Genomic DNA, 18,262 nt, shown 5'->3' on the forward strand with positions numbered 1-18,262 from the left:
GCCTCGCTCGGTCCGATTGCTGCGCATTCGTCGCTATCCTCGCTTCCATGGGGAGGAATCTCGTGGCCGCGGTGCTGGCTGCCGCCACGCTCACGCTGGCCGCGTGCGCACAACACCCCGCCACCGCACCCATGGCCGGCAACCTCTCCCCGCACACCAGCGATCACGTCGTCCCCGGTCCGGTCACCCCCGTCTCCGCCCTCCCGCCCTGCGGCGATATCGCCTCGGCCGCCACGCCTCCCGACTGCTACCTGCAATCCCACGACGCCGCCGGGCTGACCTTCGAAGTGCGGCACCGCGGTACGGGACAGCAGGGGTCGGTCGCCATCACGGTGCTGGACCCCGTCGGCGCACCGCTGCAGACCCTCACCGAACAGGCCGTCGGCACCACCGAGCCACGACTGCGCGACCTCGACAACGACGGCCGCGACGAGCTGATCATCCCGATCATGCTGGCCAGCGCCAACACTCGCTACGTCATCTACCACGCGGCCGGCGACGGGCAGCTCCAGCGCGCGGGCGAACTCGCGGGCATCGGCATCGACACCTCCACGGCCGGCTACACCGTGGTCACCGCGCGCGACAGCTACGAACTCTGGAACATCGAATTCTGGACCTTCGACGCCGAGAAACTCCAACCCCTGGTCACCGCCGAGGTCCGGCTCCTCGACGACGGGACCGGGCGCGTCGGCGGCAGCGAGTGCACGGTGATCGACAGCGGCGGGCTGAACCGCACGGGCCTCAGTCTGGACCAGGCGACCGGCCAGTTCTGTGCCGAACCGACCGTGCTGCGCGTGAAGCGCTGATCCACGGGTACCGCTCCGGTAGAGCGCGGCGCCGGGTGCGCCGATCACCGCTCCCGCGGCGATCGGAACAGGTCAGCTCACCGCTGTCCGTATTGCCGCCGCAGCCACTCGGCGTAGTCGTATGACACGGTCTCGCCATCGGTGTCGAGACACAGCGCAGCGTCGCGCACCCGCCGCACGATCCGGCCGACCGGCGGCACCGGCAGCGGCAGCAGCGCCTGCCCCAGCGCGTGACCCCGAAGTTCGGCCAGCTCGCCGAGGGTCTGCACGACCGGACCGCCCAGATCGCGGACCCGGCCGGACGGGCCCGCCTCGACCGCGTCGGCCAGGCGGCCCGCCACCGCGACCACGTCCACCGGTTGGAACCGCATGCCGGTGCGCGGCGCGATGCGAAACTTCGCGGCCGCGCCGACCATTTCGTCGATGAGCTCGTGGAACTGCGTGGCGCGCAACAGGGTCCACGGCACCGGGCCCTGGGTGACCACCCGCTCCTGCGCGACTTTGGTGCGGTAGTAGCTGAACGGCACCCGCTCGCAGCCGACGATCGAGATCTCCACATGGTGGCCGACCCGGGCGCGCTGCTCGGCGGCCAGCAGGGTGCGTACACCGTCGACCATCACCCGTGCGCTGCGCAGTCCGCGATGGGAGGCCGCGTCCACCACCGCGTACACACCTTCCAGTGCCGCGTCCATCCCCGCACCGGTGACCAGATCCACCGCGTGATGCGTGGTCCCCGGCACCGGGTCGGCGGGCGCGGACCGGCTCAGCACCCGCACCGTATGCCCGCGCGTCACCAGATCCCGCACCACCGGCGCACCCAGCGTCCCGGTACCGCCCACAACCGCCACCTGCATGTCGGATCCCCTTCCTCGACCAGCCTTCCTCGGACGCTAGATCCACACCGCGTGCCGCTCAACATGATTCATCGCACGCCGTCGGATTGCCCACATTCGACCCTGCGCCGCGTGTCGACGCGGCCGGCTGCGTGGCCGGGTGGGCCCACGTCACCGAGGTCGAACGAGTCTGTCGCGGGCCGGAATCCGGGCGGTTCGACTGACGGCTCCGGTCAGATGTGCGCGCCCTTGGTGCGGTTGCACGCGCGGCAGAGGATCTGCAGGTTGGCGGGGCTGGTGGCCCCGCCGCGGCTGATCGGGATGATGTGGTCGAACTCCAGGTAGCGGCTGTCGCCGCATTCGACGCATTTGCCGCCGTCGCGCTGCCAGACCACGGCCTTGACATCCGGTGGGATGGAACGGGTGTCGCGGCGGCCCGGGGTGAGGGCCAGGCGCTTGGCGATGCGCAGCGCGCCCTCCATGGCGGCGGCCACGAAGTCCGGATCGGCGACCTCGAGGATCGCGCCGCCGCGCGAGGAGGTGGCCGACACCTCGACCAGGCCATCGGCGGCGGTCACCGAAACCACACGGGCCCAGGGCATTTCGGTGCCGGTGTCCGCGCCGGTGAAGCGCAGCTTACGGTTGCTGACGATCAGACGGCCCTCGGTGCGCTTGGGGCCGCGGGCCAGCTGCCGGATGTGCACGGCGGGGAGGTTCAGGTGGACCCGTTCGTCGGGATCCAGGTGCAGGCCCGTGGCGGACTGCTGCGGCAGCTCGCCCGACCGCAGTCGGGTGAGCAGGCGGCCGCGGTGCAGGCGGCGGCGCAGGTCCTCGATGACCGGGCCCGACAGGGACAGCTCCGCGACGGTGTCCTCGAAGTCGTCCACGTCGGACTCGTCCACCACGCCGTCGGCGAAGGTGAAGGCGGCCAGGCGTTCCAGCTGATCGAGGGCGAGCGGGCGCAGCAGATCCAGGGCGGCGGCGCGGTCGACGCGCTGGAAGCGCAGCGCGGCCCAGAGCGTCTCCCAGTCGTCGTGCGGGGAGAGGCCACGCAGGGTGCGCTCGGCGCGGGGCCGCCAGGTGCGCAGGTATTCGGCTGTCTCGGTGGCGCATTCGCGGCACAGCGGCGTGGTGCCGAACAGCGCCGCGCCGAACAGGCGGCGGCGCGGCGTACCGCAGCGCGGGCAGTGGCGGGCATCCTGAGGCGGGGCAGGGCGGGCCGATGCCGTCCAGGTCGTGCCGTCCCACCAGCGCAGGCGGGCCGGATCGCGGGGATCCGGATGCCATTCCGCCCGTTCGGGATCCGGGGGCGGCGGCGTGCGGCGCGGCTCGGGCGCGAGGCCGTGCGCGGGATCGATCCGCACCCCGAACTCGCGCACCAGTCCGGCCAGGCTGACCCCGGCGTCGGCCAGCGCCCGGAACTCCCAGCCCTCCTCGGCGCGCGTGAACTCACCCAGCACCAGGGCCGGTGCCGGGTCCGGCGTGTCGATGTCGTACCAAGCGACCGGATGGTCGTGGTCGAACACGGTCAGCCGCAGGCCCGCGACATCGGCGAAACCGCCTGGCACCGAACCGATGACCACGATCCCCGCCACCTCCGGCTCGGTGCGCGGGAGCGAGACCGACAGCCGCGCCGTTCCCGGCGCGGGCTCCCGATCCAGCGTCACCGCCTGCGAGACGTGCCGGGGCGCGTCGAACCAGACGAAATCCCGGTCCGACCGGGCCCGCCCGTGCTCCGCCACCAGCACCGCCTGCGCCCGCACCGCATGTTCCGACCGCCACGAAAGCACAAGCGTCAGAAGCGATGTCGGAACCGTCGTATGGCCACCCATGGTCAGTTTCATCGTGGTCGAACTATGCCACGATCCTCCGACAAAACCGCATGCCCGGCCCTCCCGGCAAATCTGAAAACCGTGCGGCACAGTAGAGGTATGACCAACCCCAAGGGGAGCGACCGTCAGCCCGCCAAACCCTCGACCTCGCGCGTCCCCACCGCCGGGGACATCCTGGCGGCTGCCCAGGCCGCGGTCGAAGCCGCCCAGAGCGCGGCCGGTCAGGCCCTGGATTCCGCCCAGGTGACCGCGTCCACCGCCTTCGACACCGCCGTCCGCCTCCCGCCCGCCTCCATTCAGCTCGCCGCTCAGCTACCCGACCTGATCCAGAGCCTCACCATCGCCGTCGAGCGCCTCAACTCCACCATCGACCGCCTCGATCGCACCCTCGCCCTGGCCGAACCCGCCTTCGTCGCCTACGACAAGATCCTCACCCGGCTCGAGGCGGTCACCGCCCTCGGCGAGGAGGTCTTCACCCGTCTCGACAAACTCCCCGGCGTCTCCCTGCTCGGCCGTCTCACCGGAACCCGCGAGAACCCGGAACCCGAACCGCCCGAAGGCAAGTCCCGCCGCTCCCGCCGCAAGTGACACCGCAGGACGCCATCGCGCCGGATCTACCTGGCCGAGGGAATGCGGTCGCGGGGCGGGACGCCCAATCCTGGGAGAGCGCGCAGCGCGGCGGCGGCCTTCCAGACCATTTCGTGGTACTCGTCGGCCGGGTCGGAGTCGAGGACGACCGCGCCGCCCGCGCCGACTCGCCAGCGATTGTCGTGGCGGACGGCGGTGCGGATGACGATGTTCAGGTCGGCGGTGCCGCCGAGGCCGAGGAAGCCGATGGCGCCGGAATAGATGCCGCGGGCCTCGGTTTCGAGAGAGTCGATGATTTCGAGGGTGCGGAGTTTGGGGGCGCCGGTCATGGAACCGCCGGGGAAACAGGCTCGGAGACAGTCGATGACGTCCAGGTCGGGGCGGAGGGTGCCGCGCACGGTGGAGACCAGCTGGTGCAGGGTCGTGTAGGTCTCGACGGCCATGAGCTTGGGGACGTGCACCGAGCCGATGTCGCAGACCCGGCCCAGGTCGTTGCGGAGCAGATCCACGATCATGAGGTTCTCGGCGCGGGTCTTGGGGCTGCGGGCCAGCTCGGCTCTCAGCTCTTCATCCTCGGCGGCGGTGCCACCGCGCGGGGCGGTGCCCTTGATCGGCTTGCTCTCCACCGTGCGGGAGCGATCCACCTTGAGGAAGCGCTCCGGCGAGGAAGACGCCACCTCCAGCCCGGCGAAGCGCAGGAATGCCGCGTAAGGGGCCGGATTGCACCGGCGCAGCGTGCGATACACGGAGAGGCCGTCGGCGTCGCCCGGGGGATGAGCACTGTCGGTGATGCAGATTTCGTACGACTCGCCCGCGAGCAGCTGCTCCCGGCAGGCCGCCACATCGGCGAGATAGCGGTCCCGGCCGCGCGTGAGAAACGGCGCGACCGTGCCCTCGTCGGCGCTCAGCTCGAGGTCCGGCGGATTCTCCCAGTTCGGAAGGGTTTCCACCACGGCCCGGGTGGCTGCCAGCCAATCCCGTGCGGCGGCAGCGGCATCCGGCTCGGCCAGCGCCAGCAGATGGGTGCGGCCCGCCTCGTGGTCGACCACGATCAAGCGGTCCGCGAAGATCCACTGGGCGTCGGGCGTGGCCGCGCGATGCACGGCCTCGGCGCCGCAGTCGGCCTTCATCTCGTAGCCGAGATAGCCGACATAGCCACCGGCGAAATCGAAAGGCACATCCGGGAATTCGATCTCGCGGCGGCGTAGCTCCGCGGATAGATAATCCAGCACCCCGCCCGGCACCGTGCGCGGTCCGGCCGCCGACTCGATCTCGACCCGGCCGCCGCCGACCCGATACCGCACCACCTCCGCCAGCGGCCCGGACGCGTCACCCAGGAACGAGAAGCGATCCAGCCCCGGCTCCACATGCTCGCTGTCGAGCCAGAAGGCATGCGGGGAACCGGCATACAGCGTGTCGAAGGCCGCCTCGGTATCGACGGCCCGCTCCACGACCGTCTGCTCGACCCGATAGCGGACGGGCGCGCCGACGGCGGGCGGTCTCGAGGTCTCGACTCCGATCCGGAGGCGCGCGGTCATCGTTCGTGTGGGCTCTTGGGAAATGCCCTGCCGCCGTTGATATTCCGCGGTCAACTCGGCGAAATTGCGCAGCAACAGTTCCCCGTGCTCGCTGGAGATCGACTCGGGATGGAATTGCACGCCCCAGTGCGGCCGGGTGCGATGCCGCACGCCCATGATCACCCCGTCCGGCGTGGTCGCCGTGACCTCGAGGTCCTCCGGCAATGGTCGAGCCGCGCACAGCGAGTGATACCGCACCGCCGAGAAGCCCTGCGGCACACCGGCGAACAGGTCCCGCCCGTCATGGCTGATCAGATCCGGGTACCCGTGCCGGGCCTGCGGCGCGGCGACCACCTGCCCACCCGCCGCGATCACGATGCCCTGATGCCCCAGGCATACTCCCAGCACCGGCAGCTCGGCTCCGGCGATCAAGGCCGCCGAGATGCCGAAATCGCGCGGGACATCGGGCCGTCCGGGCCCGGGGGAGATGACGATGTTGTCGAACTCCCCGAGCCCGAGCTCCTCGATCGAGGCCGCCTCGTCATTGCGCACGACCACGGGTTCGACCCCGTTCACCTCGCTGATCAGCTGATACAGGTTGTAGGTGAACGAGTCGTAGTTGTCGATCAACAGGGTGCGCATTTGACCACGCACATTACGCCTGCCCCCGCACCGCATCGCTTCCCGACCTGCGTGAACGAGGTCCTCGCCACTACTGCGGGCGGACGCCTTCAGTTCTGTTGCCGGCCTGCGGCAGAATAGGCGGCATGTCTGTTGCGCAGCCGGTCGAAGTGGATCGTGACGTCGTCGATTTCGCCATCGTCGGAAAGTGGATGGAAGAGCAGGGCCTGCCCGGCGGGGAGTTCGAGGAGGTGAAGCCGCTCGGCGGCGGCACTCAGAACATCATGCTCCGCTTCCGCCGCGGCGGCCGCGAGTACGTGCTGCGCCGCGGGCCCAAGCATCTGCGGTCCGCCAGCAATACCGTCATCCAGCGCGAATCCCGCATCCTCGGCGCCCTCGGCGACACCGAGATCCGCGCCCCCAAGGTGATCGCCGCCTGCCCCGACGAATCCGTGCTCGGCGCGTCCTTCTACCTCATGGAACCGATCGTCGGCTTCAACCCGCAGAACGAGCTGCCCGAACCGCACGCCTCCGACCCCGAGGTGCGCCGGCAGATGGGCCTGTCCGCGGTCGAGGCCATCGCCCGCCTCGGCTCGCTCGACCACGAGGCGCTCGGCCTGGCCGACTACGGCAAGCCGGAGGGCTTCCTGGAACGCCAGGTGCCGCGCTGGCTCAAGGAACTCGACTCCTACAGCGTCAACGACGGCTACCCCGGCCCGGAGATCCCCGGCGTCGCCCAGGTGGGCGACTGGCTCGACCGCAACCGCCCCACCCAGCCGAAAGCCGGCATCCTGCACGGCGACTGCCACCTCGCCAACATGATGTTCTCCTACGACGGCCCCGAGGTGGTGGCCATGGTCGACTGGGAGATGTCCACCATCGGCGACCCGCTACTGGACCTGGGCTGGCAGATCGCCACCCGCCCGGTCCCCGGCACCACCGGCGCGGCGCTGGTCGGCTCCCTCGGCGCGGTCGGCGGCCTGCCCACACCCGAGGAGATGATCGCCCACTACGCGAAGTTCTCCGACCGCGACCTGACCCACGTCACCTGGTACACCGTGCTGGCCTGCTTCAAGCTCGGCATCGTGCTCGAGGGCACGCACGCCCGGGCCTGTGCGGGCAAGGCCCCCAAGCAGGTCGGCGACTTCCTGCACGCCATCACCCTCGAACTGTTCGAGAAGGCACACCAGCTGATGGAGTGACGGCACCGTAAGTTGGTCGTCATGCCGATCGTTCCCGATGCCAAGGACTGGACGTGGGTGCTCGAACGCGCCTGCGCCGAGTGCGGATTCGACCCCGCCGCCACCGCCTTCGCGGCGGTGCCGGGGTCGGCCCGCGCCAGTGCCGCCCGCCTCGCCGCCGCCCTGGAGCGACCCGACGCCCGGCAACGGCCCGATGAATCGACCTGGTCGCCGCTCGAGTACGCGGCCCATGTCCGCGACGTGTGCCTCATCTTCACCCACCGCCTCGACATCGCCCGCACCGGCGGGCCCCGCCCGGGCCCGGTGATCCCCGCCTACGACACCGCGGTCACCGTGGGGGACAACGGCATTCCCATGTTCGCCAACTGGGACCAGGACGCCACCGCCATCGCCGCGGACTACACCACCGCCGAAACGGCCACCGTCGCAGTCGAACTCACGGCCGCCGCCGAGACCGCCGCCCGCGCCTTCGAAGCCGTGCCGTCCACCGAACTCGACCGGGCCGCACTGCGCAGCAACGGTTCCGCGTTCACCATCGACTCCATGGCGCGGTACTTCCTGCACGACCTCGTGCACCACGTGCACGACGTGGAACACGGCTGAGGTCTACGCCGGCTCCTGCTGGGTCGTGCAGTGGATGCCGCCGCCGCCCGCGGCGACCGCGTCGATATCTATCTGCACCACCCGGCGGCCCGGGAACAGCCGCGCCAGTGCGGCTTCGGCGAAGGCGTCGGCCTCCGGATCCCCGAACTCGGGGGCCAGGACCGCGCCGTTGCAGACGTAGAAGTTCATGTAACCGGCCGCGAACTCGTCGTCGGCGAACTCGTCGCGCACCCGCGCCGGGCCGGGAATCACCTCCACCTGCAGCGGGCGGCCCAGGGCATCGGCGGAGTCCTGGAGGATGGCGAGATGGCGGCGGGTGACGTCGTAGTCGTAGCAGTCCACATCGTCCTCGCGACCGGCCACCACCACGCCCGGGCCCGCGAACCGCGCGTAGAAATCGGTGTGCCCGTCGGTGACGTCGTAACCGGCGATGCCGGGCAGCCAGATGACCTTCGAAATCCCCAGCAGCCGAGCCAGTTCCGCCTCCACCTCCTCGCGCTGCCAGCCGGGATTGCGATTGTCGTTGAGCACACAGCTCTCGGTGACGATGGCGGTGCCCGCCCCGTCGACCTCGATGCCGCCGCCCTCCAGCACCAGCCCGGTCGTCAGCAGTTCCGCCCCGGTGCGCTCGGCGACCAGCCCGGCCAGCCGCGCATCCTCCTGATACTCCTGCTTGTCGCCCCAAGCATTGAAGTTGAAATCGACCGCTGCCATGGCCCCGTCGCCGCCCACGAACACCGGGCCGCTGTCGCGCAGCCACAGATCGTCCATCTCCGCGGGCACCAGCGCCACCTCCGGCCCGGCCAGCGCACGGGCCAGATCGAATTCCTCCGGCCGCACCAGCATCGACACCGGCTCGAATCGCGCGACGGTGCGCGCGATCCGGGCCACATCCTCGCGAATGCGGGGGAGCAGCTCGGGCGTCCACACCCGCTCATCGGCCCCGAAGGCCATCCAGGTCCGCCGATGTGGCTGTCCTTCGTCGGGCATCACCCACGGTTGCGGCGGCATGGACCTCTTCCTTTCGGTCAGCGACAGCGGAGCAGGGCCTCACGGAGATTGCGCGAACGGACATCGTCGAGCACCGCCATACCCAGGCGGTTCATCACATAGCCGAACCCCAGACCCGTTGCCGGATCGGCGAATCCGAACGAGCCGCCGTAGCCGGTGGTGCCGTAGGCGCGCTGGTCGGAGCCGAACCGGAAACTGCCGCGCGACCGGCGGAAGCCCAGGTGGTAGCGGCTCGGGGTGAGCAGCACCAGGTCCTCGGCCGGGACGTCGTCGGCGGTGTCGGGGGAACCCAGGCGGTCCAGCAGGCTGGGCTCGATGGGCAGCTCACCGGTCTGCCCCGCCGCCGCGCCGTACACCCGCGCCAGCGCCCGCGCGGTGCCGACACCACCGGCGGCCGGGTTCTCCACCGCGAGGAATTCGCGCCGGGCGGCCCGCGCGGGCGCACCGACCTGCGGGCTGTTCAGTGCGCGGAAGGACAGGCCGCGCTTGCTGTAGAGCTGAATGCCGATGCGCACCGGCAGATCTCGCTCATAGCGCAGAATGTCGAGGCCCGCGGTCGCCGAGAGCGCGGCCACCCGATCCAGCGAAACCTCGTCCGGCAGGCCGATATAGAACTCCGCGCCCAACGGTCCGGCAATGTCCTCGGCGAAGATACGGCCCAGCGTGCGATGCTCCGGATCGACCCGCCGCAGCAGCTCGCCCTGATACAGCCCGGCCGTGATCGGGTGATAGCCGTGCCGGGTTCCCGGCCGCCACAACGGTTTCTGCTCGGCCAGCACCACCGCCATCCGATCCAGATCGGCCATATCCGCGAGCCGGAACGGCCGATCCAGCGCCGCCAGCCCGGCCTGATGGTCCAGCAGCTGCCGCACGGTGATGGACTCCTTGCCGTGCGCGGCGAACTCCGGCCAGTGCAGCGCCACCGGATCCTCGTAGTCCAGCAGTCCCCGCGACACCACCGACGCCACCGCGAACGCGGTCATGCCCTTGGTCGAGGACCACACCGGGGCCATGGTGTCGCGCTCCCACATCCCCCCGCGCTTGCGATCGCGATGCCCCGCCCACAGATCCACCACGGGCCGATCCCCGTCGTAGACCGCCACCGCCGCACCGATCTCCCCGTGCCGGTCGAAGTTGCGGCGGAACGCGTCGGCGACCGGGCCGAAACCCGCGTCCACCTCGCCATGGATCGTGACCTGCTCACTCATGATGGGTCCGATCGTAACCGGGCATACGGTCTGTGCGGGGTCGCAGTGACGAGGGTGAAGACCACCGCGACGCCAGTACATAGCTGTGAGCAGTGCGTATCCCCCGGCCGGTGCGCGACCCTGATGCCATTTCGGCCGGTCCGACCCGGTAGCGTGGCCGCACATGCCCGGACTCCAGCGGATTACCGCATCATTGCTGCGGACCAAGCCCGTCGAACAGCTCACCTCCGATGGAGCACACACCGCACTGCGCCGCAGCATGGGCCTGATCTCGCTGATCGCACTGTCGGTCGGCGCCACCCTCGGCACCGGCATCTTCGTGGTGCTGGGCGAGGCCGCACCGCTGGCCGGGCCCGCCGTCGTCGTCTCCTTCGTCATCGCCGCACTGGCCGCGCTGTTCTCGGCCCTGTCCTACGCGGAACTGGCCGGCGCGGTGCCGGTGTCCGGATCGGCCTACTCGTACACCTATGCGACGCTGGGCGAGATCATCGCCTGGATCTGCGGGTGGTGCCTGCTGCTGGAGTACGGCGTGTCGGTGGCGGCGGTCGCTGTCGGCTGGGGCGCATACCTCAACGAGTTCCTGGGATCGACCATCGGCTGGCGGATTCCGGACGCGCTGGCGCAGCCGCCGGGCGACGGCGGGGTGATCAACCTGCCCGCCGCCATCGTGGTGGTGCTGGCCACCGTGGTGCTGCTCGGCGGCATCCGGGAGAGCGCGCGGGTCACCACCGTCACCACCATGATCAAGATCGCGGTCCTGGTGTTCTTCGTGGCCGTGGCGGTCACCGCCTTCCACTCCTCGAATCTGCACCCCTTCGCGCCGGCCGGCGTCTCGGGCATCGGGGCGGCGGCCTCGATGGTGTTCTTCTCCTTCATCGGCTTCGACGCCGCCTCCACCGCCGGCGAGGAGGCCAAGAATCCGCAGCGAGATCTGCCGCGCGCCATCATCATTTCGCTCGGGATCGTGACGCTGGTGTACGTGCTGGTGGCGCTGACGGCCGTCGGCGCGGTCGGCGTGGACGCCGTGAGCAGCTCGGGCGCGTCGCTGGCCACCGTGCTGGAACAGGTCACCGGGCGCGGCTGGCCCGCCACCATCCTCGCGGGCGGCGCGGTCATCGCCATCGCCTCGGTGGTGCTGACCGTGCTCTACGGGCAGACCCGCATCCTGGTCTCCATGTCCCGTGACGGGCTCATGCCCGCCGTGCTGTCGCGGGTCGGGGAGAAGCGCGTGCCGACGGTCAACACGCTCATCGTGGGCGGCGTGGTGGCGGTGCTGTCGGCGCTGGTGCCGCTGGGCGAACTGGTGAACGCCACCAATATCGGCACGCTGGTGTCCTTCGGGCTGGTGAACATCGGCGTGCTGGTGCTGCGCCGCACCAAACCCGAGCTGCCGCGGTCGTTCCGGACCCTGGTGCCGCTGGTGCCGGTCATCGGCGTGGCCATGTGCGTATGGCTGCTGATCCACCTGCCAGGAGTGACCTGGCTGGCGTTCACACTGTGGTCGGCGGTCGGGCTGGTGGTGTACTTCGGCTACGGGCGGCCGAGGTCGGCCCTGAACAATGCCATGCCTGCCGAAACCGCCTCGTCGCAGGCGCATTCGTAACCGGCGGACAGCCCGCCCGGAGCGAAGCGGAGGGCAAAATCAGACACAGTACTCTCGATGTGTGCGAGCGCTGGAGCAGATTCGACAGTGGCCGGTCCGGAACGCGGCGGCGGGCGTCGTCGTCCGCGGCAAAGGCGTGGTGGACGCAGAGGGTGACACCGCGCACGTCTTCCCGCTCGCCTCGGTGACCAAACCCCTTGTGGCATACGGGGTTTTAGTGGCCGTCGAGGAGGGCGCGATCGAGCTGGACCAGCCCGCCGGGCCGCCCGGATCGACGGTGCGGCATCTGCTCGCCCACACCTCCGGCCTGGCCTTCGACACCACCGTGGTGCTGGCCCGGCCCGGCGCGAAGCGGATCTACTCCAGCGCCGGGTTCGAGGTGCTCGCGGATTTCGTTGCGGCGCAGACCGGTATCCCGTTCGACCAGTACCTGCGCGAGGCCGTCTTCGAGCCGCTGGGCATGAACTCCTCGGCGCTGGTCGGTTCGGCCGGACATGCCGGCCGCTCCTCGGTCGCAGATCTCTTGCGATTCGCCGAGGAATTGCTGGAACCTGCTGTCGTGAGTGCCGAATTGGTTTCCGAAGCAAGCACAGTGCAATTCCCGGGATGCAATGGTGTCCTTCCCGGTTACGGGTCGCAGCGCCCCAACGACTGGGGATTGGGTTTCGAAATCCGCGCCCACAAATCGCCGCACTGGACCGGTGGCGCGAACTCGCCGCGGACCTTCGGGCACTTCGGGCAGTCCGGCACATTCCTCTGGGTGGATCCGGACATCGGCATGGCGTGTCTCGCGCTGGCGGACGAGAATTTCGGGGACTGGGCCCGAGCGGCGTGGCCGCCCCTCAGCGACGCCGTAATCGCGGAGTTCGCGTAGTGGTCGACACAGGCATCAAGTAACACACGCAACACCGGGCACTCCAGTAAACTCGGGCAACGCCGAGCTCGGAAGGGGCCGTTGGGGAAGACGTCCCTCGTCGAGCCGGAGGTGTCAGTGGTGCACGCGTCTAGTCAGTTCGCGGAGGCGACGTCTGGAGTCGTCTATATCCATTCGTCGCCGGCCGCGCTGTGCCCGCATGTCGAATGGGCTCTCACCTCCACTCTCAAGGCCCCCGCGAAACTGCGCTGGACCGCGCAGCCGGCCGATCCCGGACAGCTGCGCGCCACCACCGATTGGTGCGGCCCGGTGGGTACCGGAGGGAAATTAGCGAGAGCATTGCGGGATTGGCCCGTGCTGTATTTCGAAGTCACCGAGAACCCCAGTGAGGGCGTCGACGGCGCCCGCTTCAGCTTCGTCCCCGGCCTCGGCCTCTGGAGCGGCGCCACCGGCGCCTGCGGCGACGTCATGGTCGGTGAAATGCGCCTGCGCGCCATCGTCGCCGAGGCCCGCGCCCACGGCCGCGGCTCCGCCGCCGAGATCGCCGCGGAGATCGACCGCGCCCTCGGCACCGCCTGGGACGATATCCTCGAGCCCTACCGCCTCGGCGGCGAGGGCGCGGAGGTCACCTGGCTGCGCCGCGACGTCGGCTGATACCAGGAGGATTCGTGCGGACCACAGCGATCGCGGGTGCGGCCCTGGCCATGGCGACGGCCTTCGTCCTCACCGCCTGCAACGACAACAGCCCGACCGTCGCCTCGGGCCCCTCGTCCCACCCCGCCACCTCCGCCGCTGCCTTCCCGGCCGCGGGCCACGAAGCCGTCCAGTGCGGCGCCGGCCCCTGGGGCCTGGCGGTCGTGGCCTCCACCGCCAAGGGCGCCGGCTTCTGCCCCACCGCGCTCTCCGTCGTCACCGCCTATGCCGACCAGCGTGCCAAACAATCCACCGGCGACATCGCCGTCACCGTCGACACCGTCCGGTGGGTCTGCGGCGAACGCCCCGCCACTCCCAATCCTTATCAGGAATGCGCCAGCCAGAACGAGTCCGCCGAGAAGGTCCGCCTCCAGTCCTGACGCGGATCCGCGATGAACCCTCGGCGTCTCCCGTGCGTAACGCCGGGGTAGCGGCAGGACACCGATGGCGGTCGATGCGGTGCGGCGCCGATGGTCCGGTGCCGTCACGGGACATGGCGCGGGGTTCGCCGTGGCGGCGGAAACCATCGGAGGAGCGGGACCATGACCACTGTGGGGATCGATATCGAAGGCTTGCGGACGAGCATCGACGGCGAGGTCATCGCCCCGGGAGACGCGGAATACGATGTGGCGCGGCAGGTTTGGAACGGATGTTTCGATCGCAGACCGGCAGTGATCGTCCGGCCGGCCAGTCCGGCCGGAGTGGCGGCCGCCGTGCTGGCCGCGCGCACGGGCAACCTGGATCTGACGGTGCGCGGCGGCGGCCACAATTACGCGGGGCACGCGGTGGCCGACGGCGCCATGATGATCGACCTGCGCGCGCTGGACTCGGTCGCGGTGGACCCGGCCACCAAGCTCGCCCGCTGCGGCGGCGGCTGCACCTGGGCGCAGGTCGACGCCGCCACCACCGAGCACGCGCTGGCGGTCACGGGCGGGTTCATCAGCAGCACCGGCATCGGCGGGCTGACCCTCGGCGGTGGCATGGGCTGGCTCACCATGCGCGCCGGATTGACCTGCGACAGTGTGGCTTCTGCCGAGGTGGTCACCGCCGACGGCTGTGTCGTGATCGCCGCTCCGGACGAGAATCCCGATCTGTACTGGGCGCTGCGCGGAGGCGGCGGAAACTTCGGCATCGTCACCGCCTTCACCTTCGCACTGCACGACCTGCCGCCGATCGGGCAACTGGCCATGCTCTGCTGGACACCCGCCGACGCCGTCGCCGGCCTCGCCGCCGGACGCGATCTCATCGCTGCCCTCCCCACCGGCTACTGCGCCGCGATCCTGGCGGTCAGCGGCCCGCCCGAGCCCTTCGTGCCCGCAGAGCACCAGGGCCGCCCCGGATTCGTCGTGGTCGTGATCGGATTCGGGGAGCCACAGGAACTGGAGGCGGTCGTCGCACCCCTGCGGGTTGTGGCTCCCACTCCGGCCTGGGAGCTCGTCACTCCGATCCCGTACACCGCCCTGCAGCAGATGTTCGACGAGTCCTCCCCGGCGGGCCTGTTCGCCTACGAGAAGTCGCTCTACGTGGACGAGCTCACCGACGAGGTGCTCGCCACCCTCGTCGACCACTTCCCGCGCCGCAGCCTGGTCGACTCCCTGGTCCCGATCTTCCCGCTCCGCGGTGCCTACTGCGGGATTCCCAACGCCAACACCGCATTCGGCGGTTCCCGTCAGCCGTGCTGGGCGATCAACATCAACGCCCTCAGCGCCGAGCCCGACGATTTCCCGGCCGAACGCGAGTGGGCCCGTGACTTCTGGGCCGCCCTGCGCCCGCACGCCCGCTCCGACGCCGGATACGTCAACTTCCTCGTCGACCACGACGAGCACCGTATCCGGGAATCCTACGGCGACAAGTACTCCCGCCTGGTCGCACTCAAATCCGCCTGGGACCCCGACAACGTCTTCCGTCACAACGCCAACATTCCCCCCGCCTGACAGCGAAACCTGTTCCCGGCCAACGAAAAGCGGGCGGTCTCCGAGGAGACCGCCCGCTATCGCGTTGCCGCGTAACCGATTACAGCGGAATGTTCTTGTTGTGCTGCGGCCGCGCCGGGGCGGCGGCCAGGGCGGCGGCGATGGTGGAGCGGGTCTTGGCGGGCTCGATGACCTCGTCCACGACACCGATCGAGATGGCGCGCTGGACGCCACCGGCGATCCGCTCGTGCTCCTCGGTCAGCCGCTCCAGCATGGCCTCGCGCTCCTCCTCCGGGGCGGCCGCGAGAGCCTTCTTGTGCAGGATGCCGACCGCGGCCTTGGCGCCCATGACCGCGACCTCGGAACCCGGCCAGGCGTACACGGCGGTAGCGCCCAGCGAGCGGGCGTTCATCGCGATGTAGGCGCCGCCGTAGATCTTGCGGGTGACCAGGGTGACGCGGGGGACACGGGCCTCGGCGAAGGCGTGCAGCAGCTTGGCGCCGCGGCGCACCACGCCCTCGAACTCCTGCGAGACGCCCGGCAGGTAGCCCGGCACGTCGGTGACGACGATCAGCGGGATACCGAAGGCGTTGCACAGGCGCACGAAACGTGAAGCCTTCTCGGCACTTTCGGAGTTGAGGCAGCCACCCAGGCGGATCGGGTTGTTGGCCAGCACACCGACGGTGCGGCCGCCGAGCCGGCCCAGACCGACCACCATGGAGCGGGCGTAGCCGCCCTGCAGCTCCTCGAAGGTGCTCTCGCCGTCGACGTTGTCGAGCAGCTCGTGGATGATCGGCTTGACGTCGTAGGCGCGCTTGGCCGACTCCGGCATCATGGCCTTGAGGTCGACATCGCCGTGTTCGGCTGCGGCCAGGTCGAATTCGCCCTGCTCGGCGAACATCGAGACCAGGCGTCGCGCACGGTGCATGGCATCGGACTCGTCGTCGGCGACGATGTGGCAGACGCCGGACTTCTTGCCGTGGGTGATCGGGCCACCGAGGGTCGCCATGTCCACGCTCTCACCGGTCACCGTCTTCACGATGTCCGGGCCGGTCACGAAGACGCGGCCTTCCGGAGCCATGATGACGATGTCGGTCAGCGCGGGGCCGTAGGCGGCACCACCGGCGGCGAAGCCGAGCACCACGGAAATCTGGGGGACCTGGCCGGACGCGCGGACCATGGCCTCGAAGACCAGGCCGACGGCGTGCAGGGCCTCGACGCCCTCCGCCAGCCGGGCGCCACCCGAATGCCACAGGCCCACAACGGGAACCTTGGAATCGATGGCGGTGTCGATCGCGTCGACGATGTGCTTGCACCCCTCCACGCCCATGGCGCCGCCCATCACGGTGGCGTCGGAGCAGTAGGCGACGGTGCGGACGCCGTCGACCTCACCGATGGCGGCGAGCACACCGGACTTGTCGCGGGGGTGGAGCGGGAGAACGGTTCCGGGATCGAAGAAACGCTGCAACCGACCCAGCGGGTCACGGGGATCGGTCGTGGTGTCGGCGTGCGCGGGGGCCATTATGGTCATCGCAAACTCTCCTCATGGGGGAAAGGCGGTCGCTGAGAGCGGCTGCGAATGTCTAAGTCCCGGGGGGATTTTCGGGTGCGGGATCGTCCATCCGAAAATCCCCGCCGGGACCGCTTGTCTTACTGACCGGTAAAGCTGAGCCGGATTTCCGGTTTACCGGGATGAATCCGTGTCAGTACCGGCCGAAGGCGAGCGCGACATTGTGCCCACCGAAACCGAAGGAGTTGTTGATCGCGAACTCGATGTCCTGACGGCGAGCCTCGCCGTGCACGACATCCAGATCGATCGCCGGATCCTGGTTGTCCAGGTTCAGCGTCGGGGGGACGATGCCATCCCGGATGCTGAGCACCGTGAGTACCGACTCGAGGGCGCCGACGGCACCGATCGAGTGGCCCAGGGCCGACTTGGGAGCGTAGACCGAAGCGTGCTGCACGCCGGCCTTGTGAATCGCGTTGGCCTCCGCGGTGTCACCGATCGGGGTGGCAGTCGCGTGGGCGTTGACATGGGTCACGTCCTTGGGGGACAACCCGGCGGTCTGCATCGCGCGCTGCATGGCGCGAGCCGCACCACTGCCCTCCGGATCGGGGGCCACCAGGTGGAACCCGTCGGAGGTGATACCCGCGCCCATGAGCCGGGCGTGGATGGTGGCGCCACGAGCCTTGGCGTGCTCCTCGGTCTCGATGACCATGAGCGCGCCCGCTTCGCCGAAGACGAAGCCGTCGCGATCCTTGTCGAAGGGGCGCGAGGCCGCCTTCGGATCGTCGTTGCGGGTCGACATGGCCCGCATCATGGAGAACGCGGCGATCGGCACCGAGTCGATGAAGCCCTCGACGCCGCCGGTGACCATGATGTCGGCGTCACCCATGACGATCATCCGCCACGCGTTGGCAATGCCCTCCGAACCCGACGAACACGCCGAGACCGGAGTGATCACACCCGCGCGGGCCTTGAGCTCGAGACCGACGACGGCGGACGGACCGTTCGGCATGACCATCTGAACAGCCAGCGGCGAAATCTTGCGATAGCCACCGTTCTTCAGCTTGTCCACCGAATCGATCAGCGCGTCGCCGCCGCCGAGACCGGTGCCGATGGCCACACCCAGCCGCAGCGGGTCAACCTCGGGAGAGCCGGCGTTCTTCCACACCTCGCGACCGAGCACGGTCGCCAGTCGCTCGACGTACGCCATGCGACGGATCTCGACCCGATCGAGCAGCGTGTCCGGCGACACCTTCAGGTGGCCGCCGATTCGAACTGGAAGGTCGTACTCCGCAATGAAGTCGTCCTCGAGAGTGTCGATGCCGCTCTCGCCATTGAGGAGGCCCTTCCACGTCGCATCGACGTCACCGGCGATCGACGTGGTCGCCGCCATGCTCGTTACGACGACGTTGGGAAAGTTCCCGTTCAAGGTGGAAGGAGTGGTCACGGTG

The 18,262-nt window shown here is 69.7% G+C and carries 15 protein-coding genes and 1 pseudogene; 9 read left to right on the plus strand and 7 right to left on the minus strand.

The window, feature by feature from the left end:
* Nucleotides 1-47 precede the first annotated feature (47 nt).
* Entirely contained in the window at nucleotides 48-806 is a 759-nt protein-coding gene (locus ACWEQQ_RS18995) for a hypothetical protein (RefSeq protein WP_452339549.1), read from the plus strand.
* Between the two features lie 77 nt (nucleotides 807-883).
* On the opposite strand, the gene ACWEQQ_RS19000 is transcribed toward ACWEQQ_RS18995, so the two are convergent.
* Nucleotides 884-1,660 carry an SDR family oxidoreductase gene (locus tag ACWEQQ_RS19000; protein WP_452339548.1) on the minus strand — a complete coding sequence of 259 codons (777 nt, stop codon included), beginning with the start codon at nucleotides 1,658-1,660 and terminating at the stop codon, nucleotides 884-886.
* 212 nt (nucleotides 1,661-1,872) lie between these two features.
* On the minus strand, nucleotides 1,873-3,483 hold the full coding sequence (locus ACWEQQ_RS19005) for an HNH endonuclease (protein WP_452349093.1): 1,611 nt from the start codon (nucleotides 3,481-3,483) through the stop codon (nucleotides 1,873-1,875).
* Between the two features lie 87 nt (nucleotides 3,484-3,570).
* On the opposite strand from ACWEQQ_RS19005, the gene ACWEQQ_RS19010 reads away from it, so the two are divergent.
* The gene (locus ACWEQQ_RS19010; RefSeq protein WP_379378468.1) at nucleotides 3,571-4,059 is read left to right on the plus strand and encodes a hypothetical protein; all 489 of its coding nucleotides are present in this window, start codon (nucleotides 3,571-3,573) and stop codon (nucleotides 4,057-4,059) included.
* A 26-nt stretch (nucleotides 4,060-4,085) separates the two neighbouring features.
* Here the strand turns inward: ACWEQQ_RS19010 and pabB are convergent, their stop codons facing one another.
* Nucleotides 4,086-6,218 carry an aminodeoxychorismate synthase gene (gene pabB / locus ACWEQQ_RS19015; RefSeq protein ID WP_452349094.1) on the minus strand — a complete coding sequence of 711 codons (2,133 nt, stop codon included), beginning with the start codon at nucleotides 6,216-6,218 and terminating at the stop codon, nucleotides 4,086-4,088.
* A 125-nt stretch (nucleotides 6,219-6,343) separates the two neighbouring features.
* On the opposite strand from pabB, the gene ACWEQQ_RS19020 reads away from it, so the two are divergent.
* Both ACWEQQ_RS19020 and ACWEQQ_RS19025 read left to right on the plus strand, forming a co-directional pair.
* Nucleotides 6,344-7,399 (plus strand): phosphotransferase family protein, encoded by a 1,056-nt coding sequence (locus ACWEQQ_RS19020; RefSeq protein WP_379399918.1) that lies wholly within the window; start codon nucleotides 6,344-6,346, stop codon nucleotides 7,397-7,399.
* A gap of 21 nt (nucleotides 7,400-7,420) precedes the next feature.
* Nucleotides 7,421-8,002 carry a DinB family protein gene (locus tag ACWEQQ_RS19025; protein ID WP_452349095.1) on the plus strand — a complete coding sequence of 194 codons (582 nt, stop codon included), beginning with the start codon at nucleotides 7,421-7,423 and terminating at the stop codon, nucleotides 8,000-8,002.
* Nucleotides 8,003-8,005: 3 nt separating this feature from the next.
* Here ACWEQQ_RS19025 and ACWEQQ_RS19030 read toward each other — a convergent pair.
* A pseudogene (locus tag ACWEQQ_RS19030) lies at nucleotides 8,006-8,998 on the minus strand (agmatine deiminase family protein); the annotation flags it as partial.
* A 32-nt stretch (nucleotides 8,999-9,030) separates the two neighbouring features.
* Complete coding sequence (locus ACWEQQ_RS19035; RefSeq protein WP_452349096.1) at nucleotides 9,031-10,221, minus strand: serine hydrolase domain-containing protein; 1,191 nt, start codon at nucleotides 10,219-10,221, stop codon at nucleotides 9,031-9,033.
* A 163-nt stretch (nucleotides 10,222-10,384) separates the two neighbouring features.
* On the opposite strand from ACWEQQ_RS19035, the gene ACWEQQ_RS19040 reads away from it, so the two are divergent.
* From ACWEQQ_RS19040 to ACWEQQ_RS19060, 5 genes are all read left to right on the plus strand, one after another.
* Nucleotides 10,385-11,824, plus strand: coding sequence for an amino acid permease (locus tag ACWEQQ_RS19040; protein ID WP_452349097.1), 1,440 nt, complete (start codon nucleotides 10,385-10,387; stop codon nucleotides 11,822-11,824).
* Between the two features lie 61 nt (nucleotides 11,825-11,885).
* The gene (locus tag ACWEQQ_RS19045; RefSeq protein ID WP_452349098.1) at nucleotides 11,886-12,698 is read left to right on the plus strand and encodes a serine hydrolase domain-containing protein; all 813 of its coding nucleotides are present in this window, start codon (nucleotides 11,886-11,888) and stop codon (nucleotides 12,696-12,698) included.
* Between the two features lie 120 nt (nucleotides 12,699-12,818).
* Nucleotides 12,819-13,352 carry a DUF3145 domain-containing protein gene (locus ACWEQQ_RS19050; RefSeq protein WP_452339541.1) on the plus strand — a complete coding sequence of 178 codons (534 nt, stop codon included), beginning with the start codon at nucleotides 12,819-12,821 and terminating at the stop codon, nucleotides 13,350-13,352.
* Between the two features lie 14 nt (nucleotides 13,353-13,366).
* Entirely contained in the window at nucleotides 13,367-13,771 is a 405-nt protein-coding gene (locus ACWEQQ_RS19055; RefSeq protein ID WP_452349099.1) for a hypothetical protein, read from the plus strand.
* A 162-nt stretch (nucleotides 13,772-13,933) separates the two neighbouring features.
* The gene (locus ACWEQQ_RS19060) at nucleotides 13,934-15,325 is read left to right on the plus strand and encodes an FAD-binding oxidoreductase (RefSeq protein ID WP_452349100.1); all 1,392 of its coding nucleotides are present in this window, start codon (nucleotides 13,934-13,936) and stop codon (nucleotides 15,323-15,325) included.
* A 79-nt stretch (nucleotides 15,326-15,404) separates the two neighbouring features.
* On the opposite strand, the gene ACWEQQ_RS19065 is transcribed toward ACWEQQ_RS19060, so the two are convergent.
* Nucleotides 15,405-16,835, minus strand: coding sequence for an acyl-CoA carboxylase subunit beta (locus tag ACWEQQ_RS19065; protein WP_452339538.1), 1,431 nt, complete (start codon nucleotides 16,833-16,835; stop codon nucleotides 15,405-15,407).
* A 172-nt stretch (nucleotides 16,836-17,007) separates the two neighbouring features.
* Nucleotides 17,008-18,258: a KasA/KasB family beta-ketoacyl-ACP synthase gene (locus tag ACWEQQ_RS19070; protein ID WP_379399911.1), complete on the minus strand. Its 1,251-nt coding sequence runs from the start codon at nucleotides 18,256-18,258 to the stop codon at nucleotides 17,008-17,010.
* Nucleotides 18,259-18,262: the final 4 nt, after the last annotated feature.

The organism is Nocardia sp. NPDC004123, from assembly GCF_053603795.1.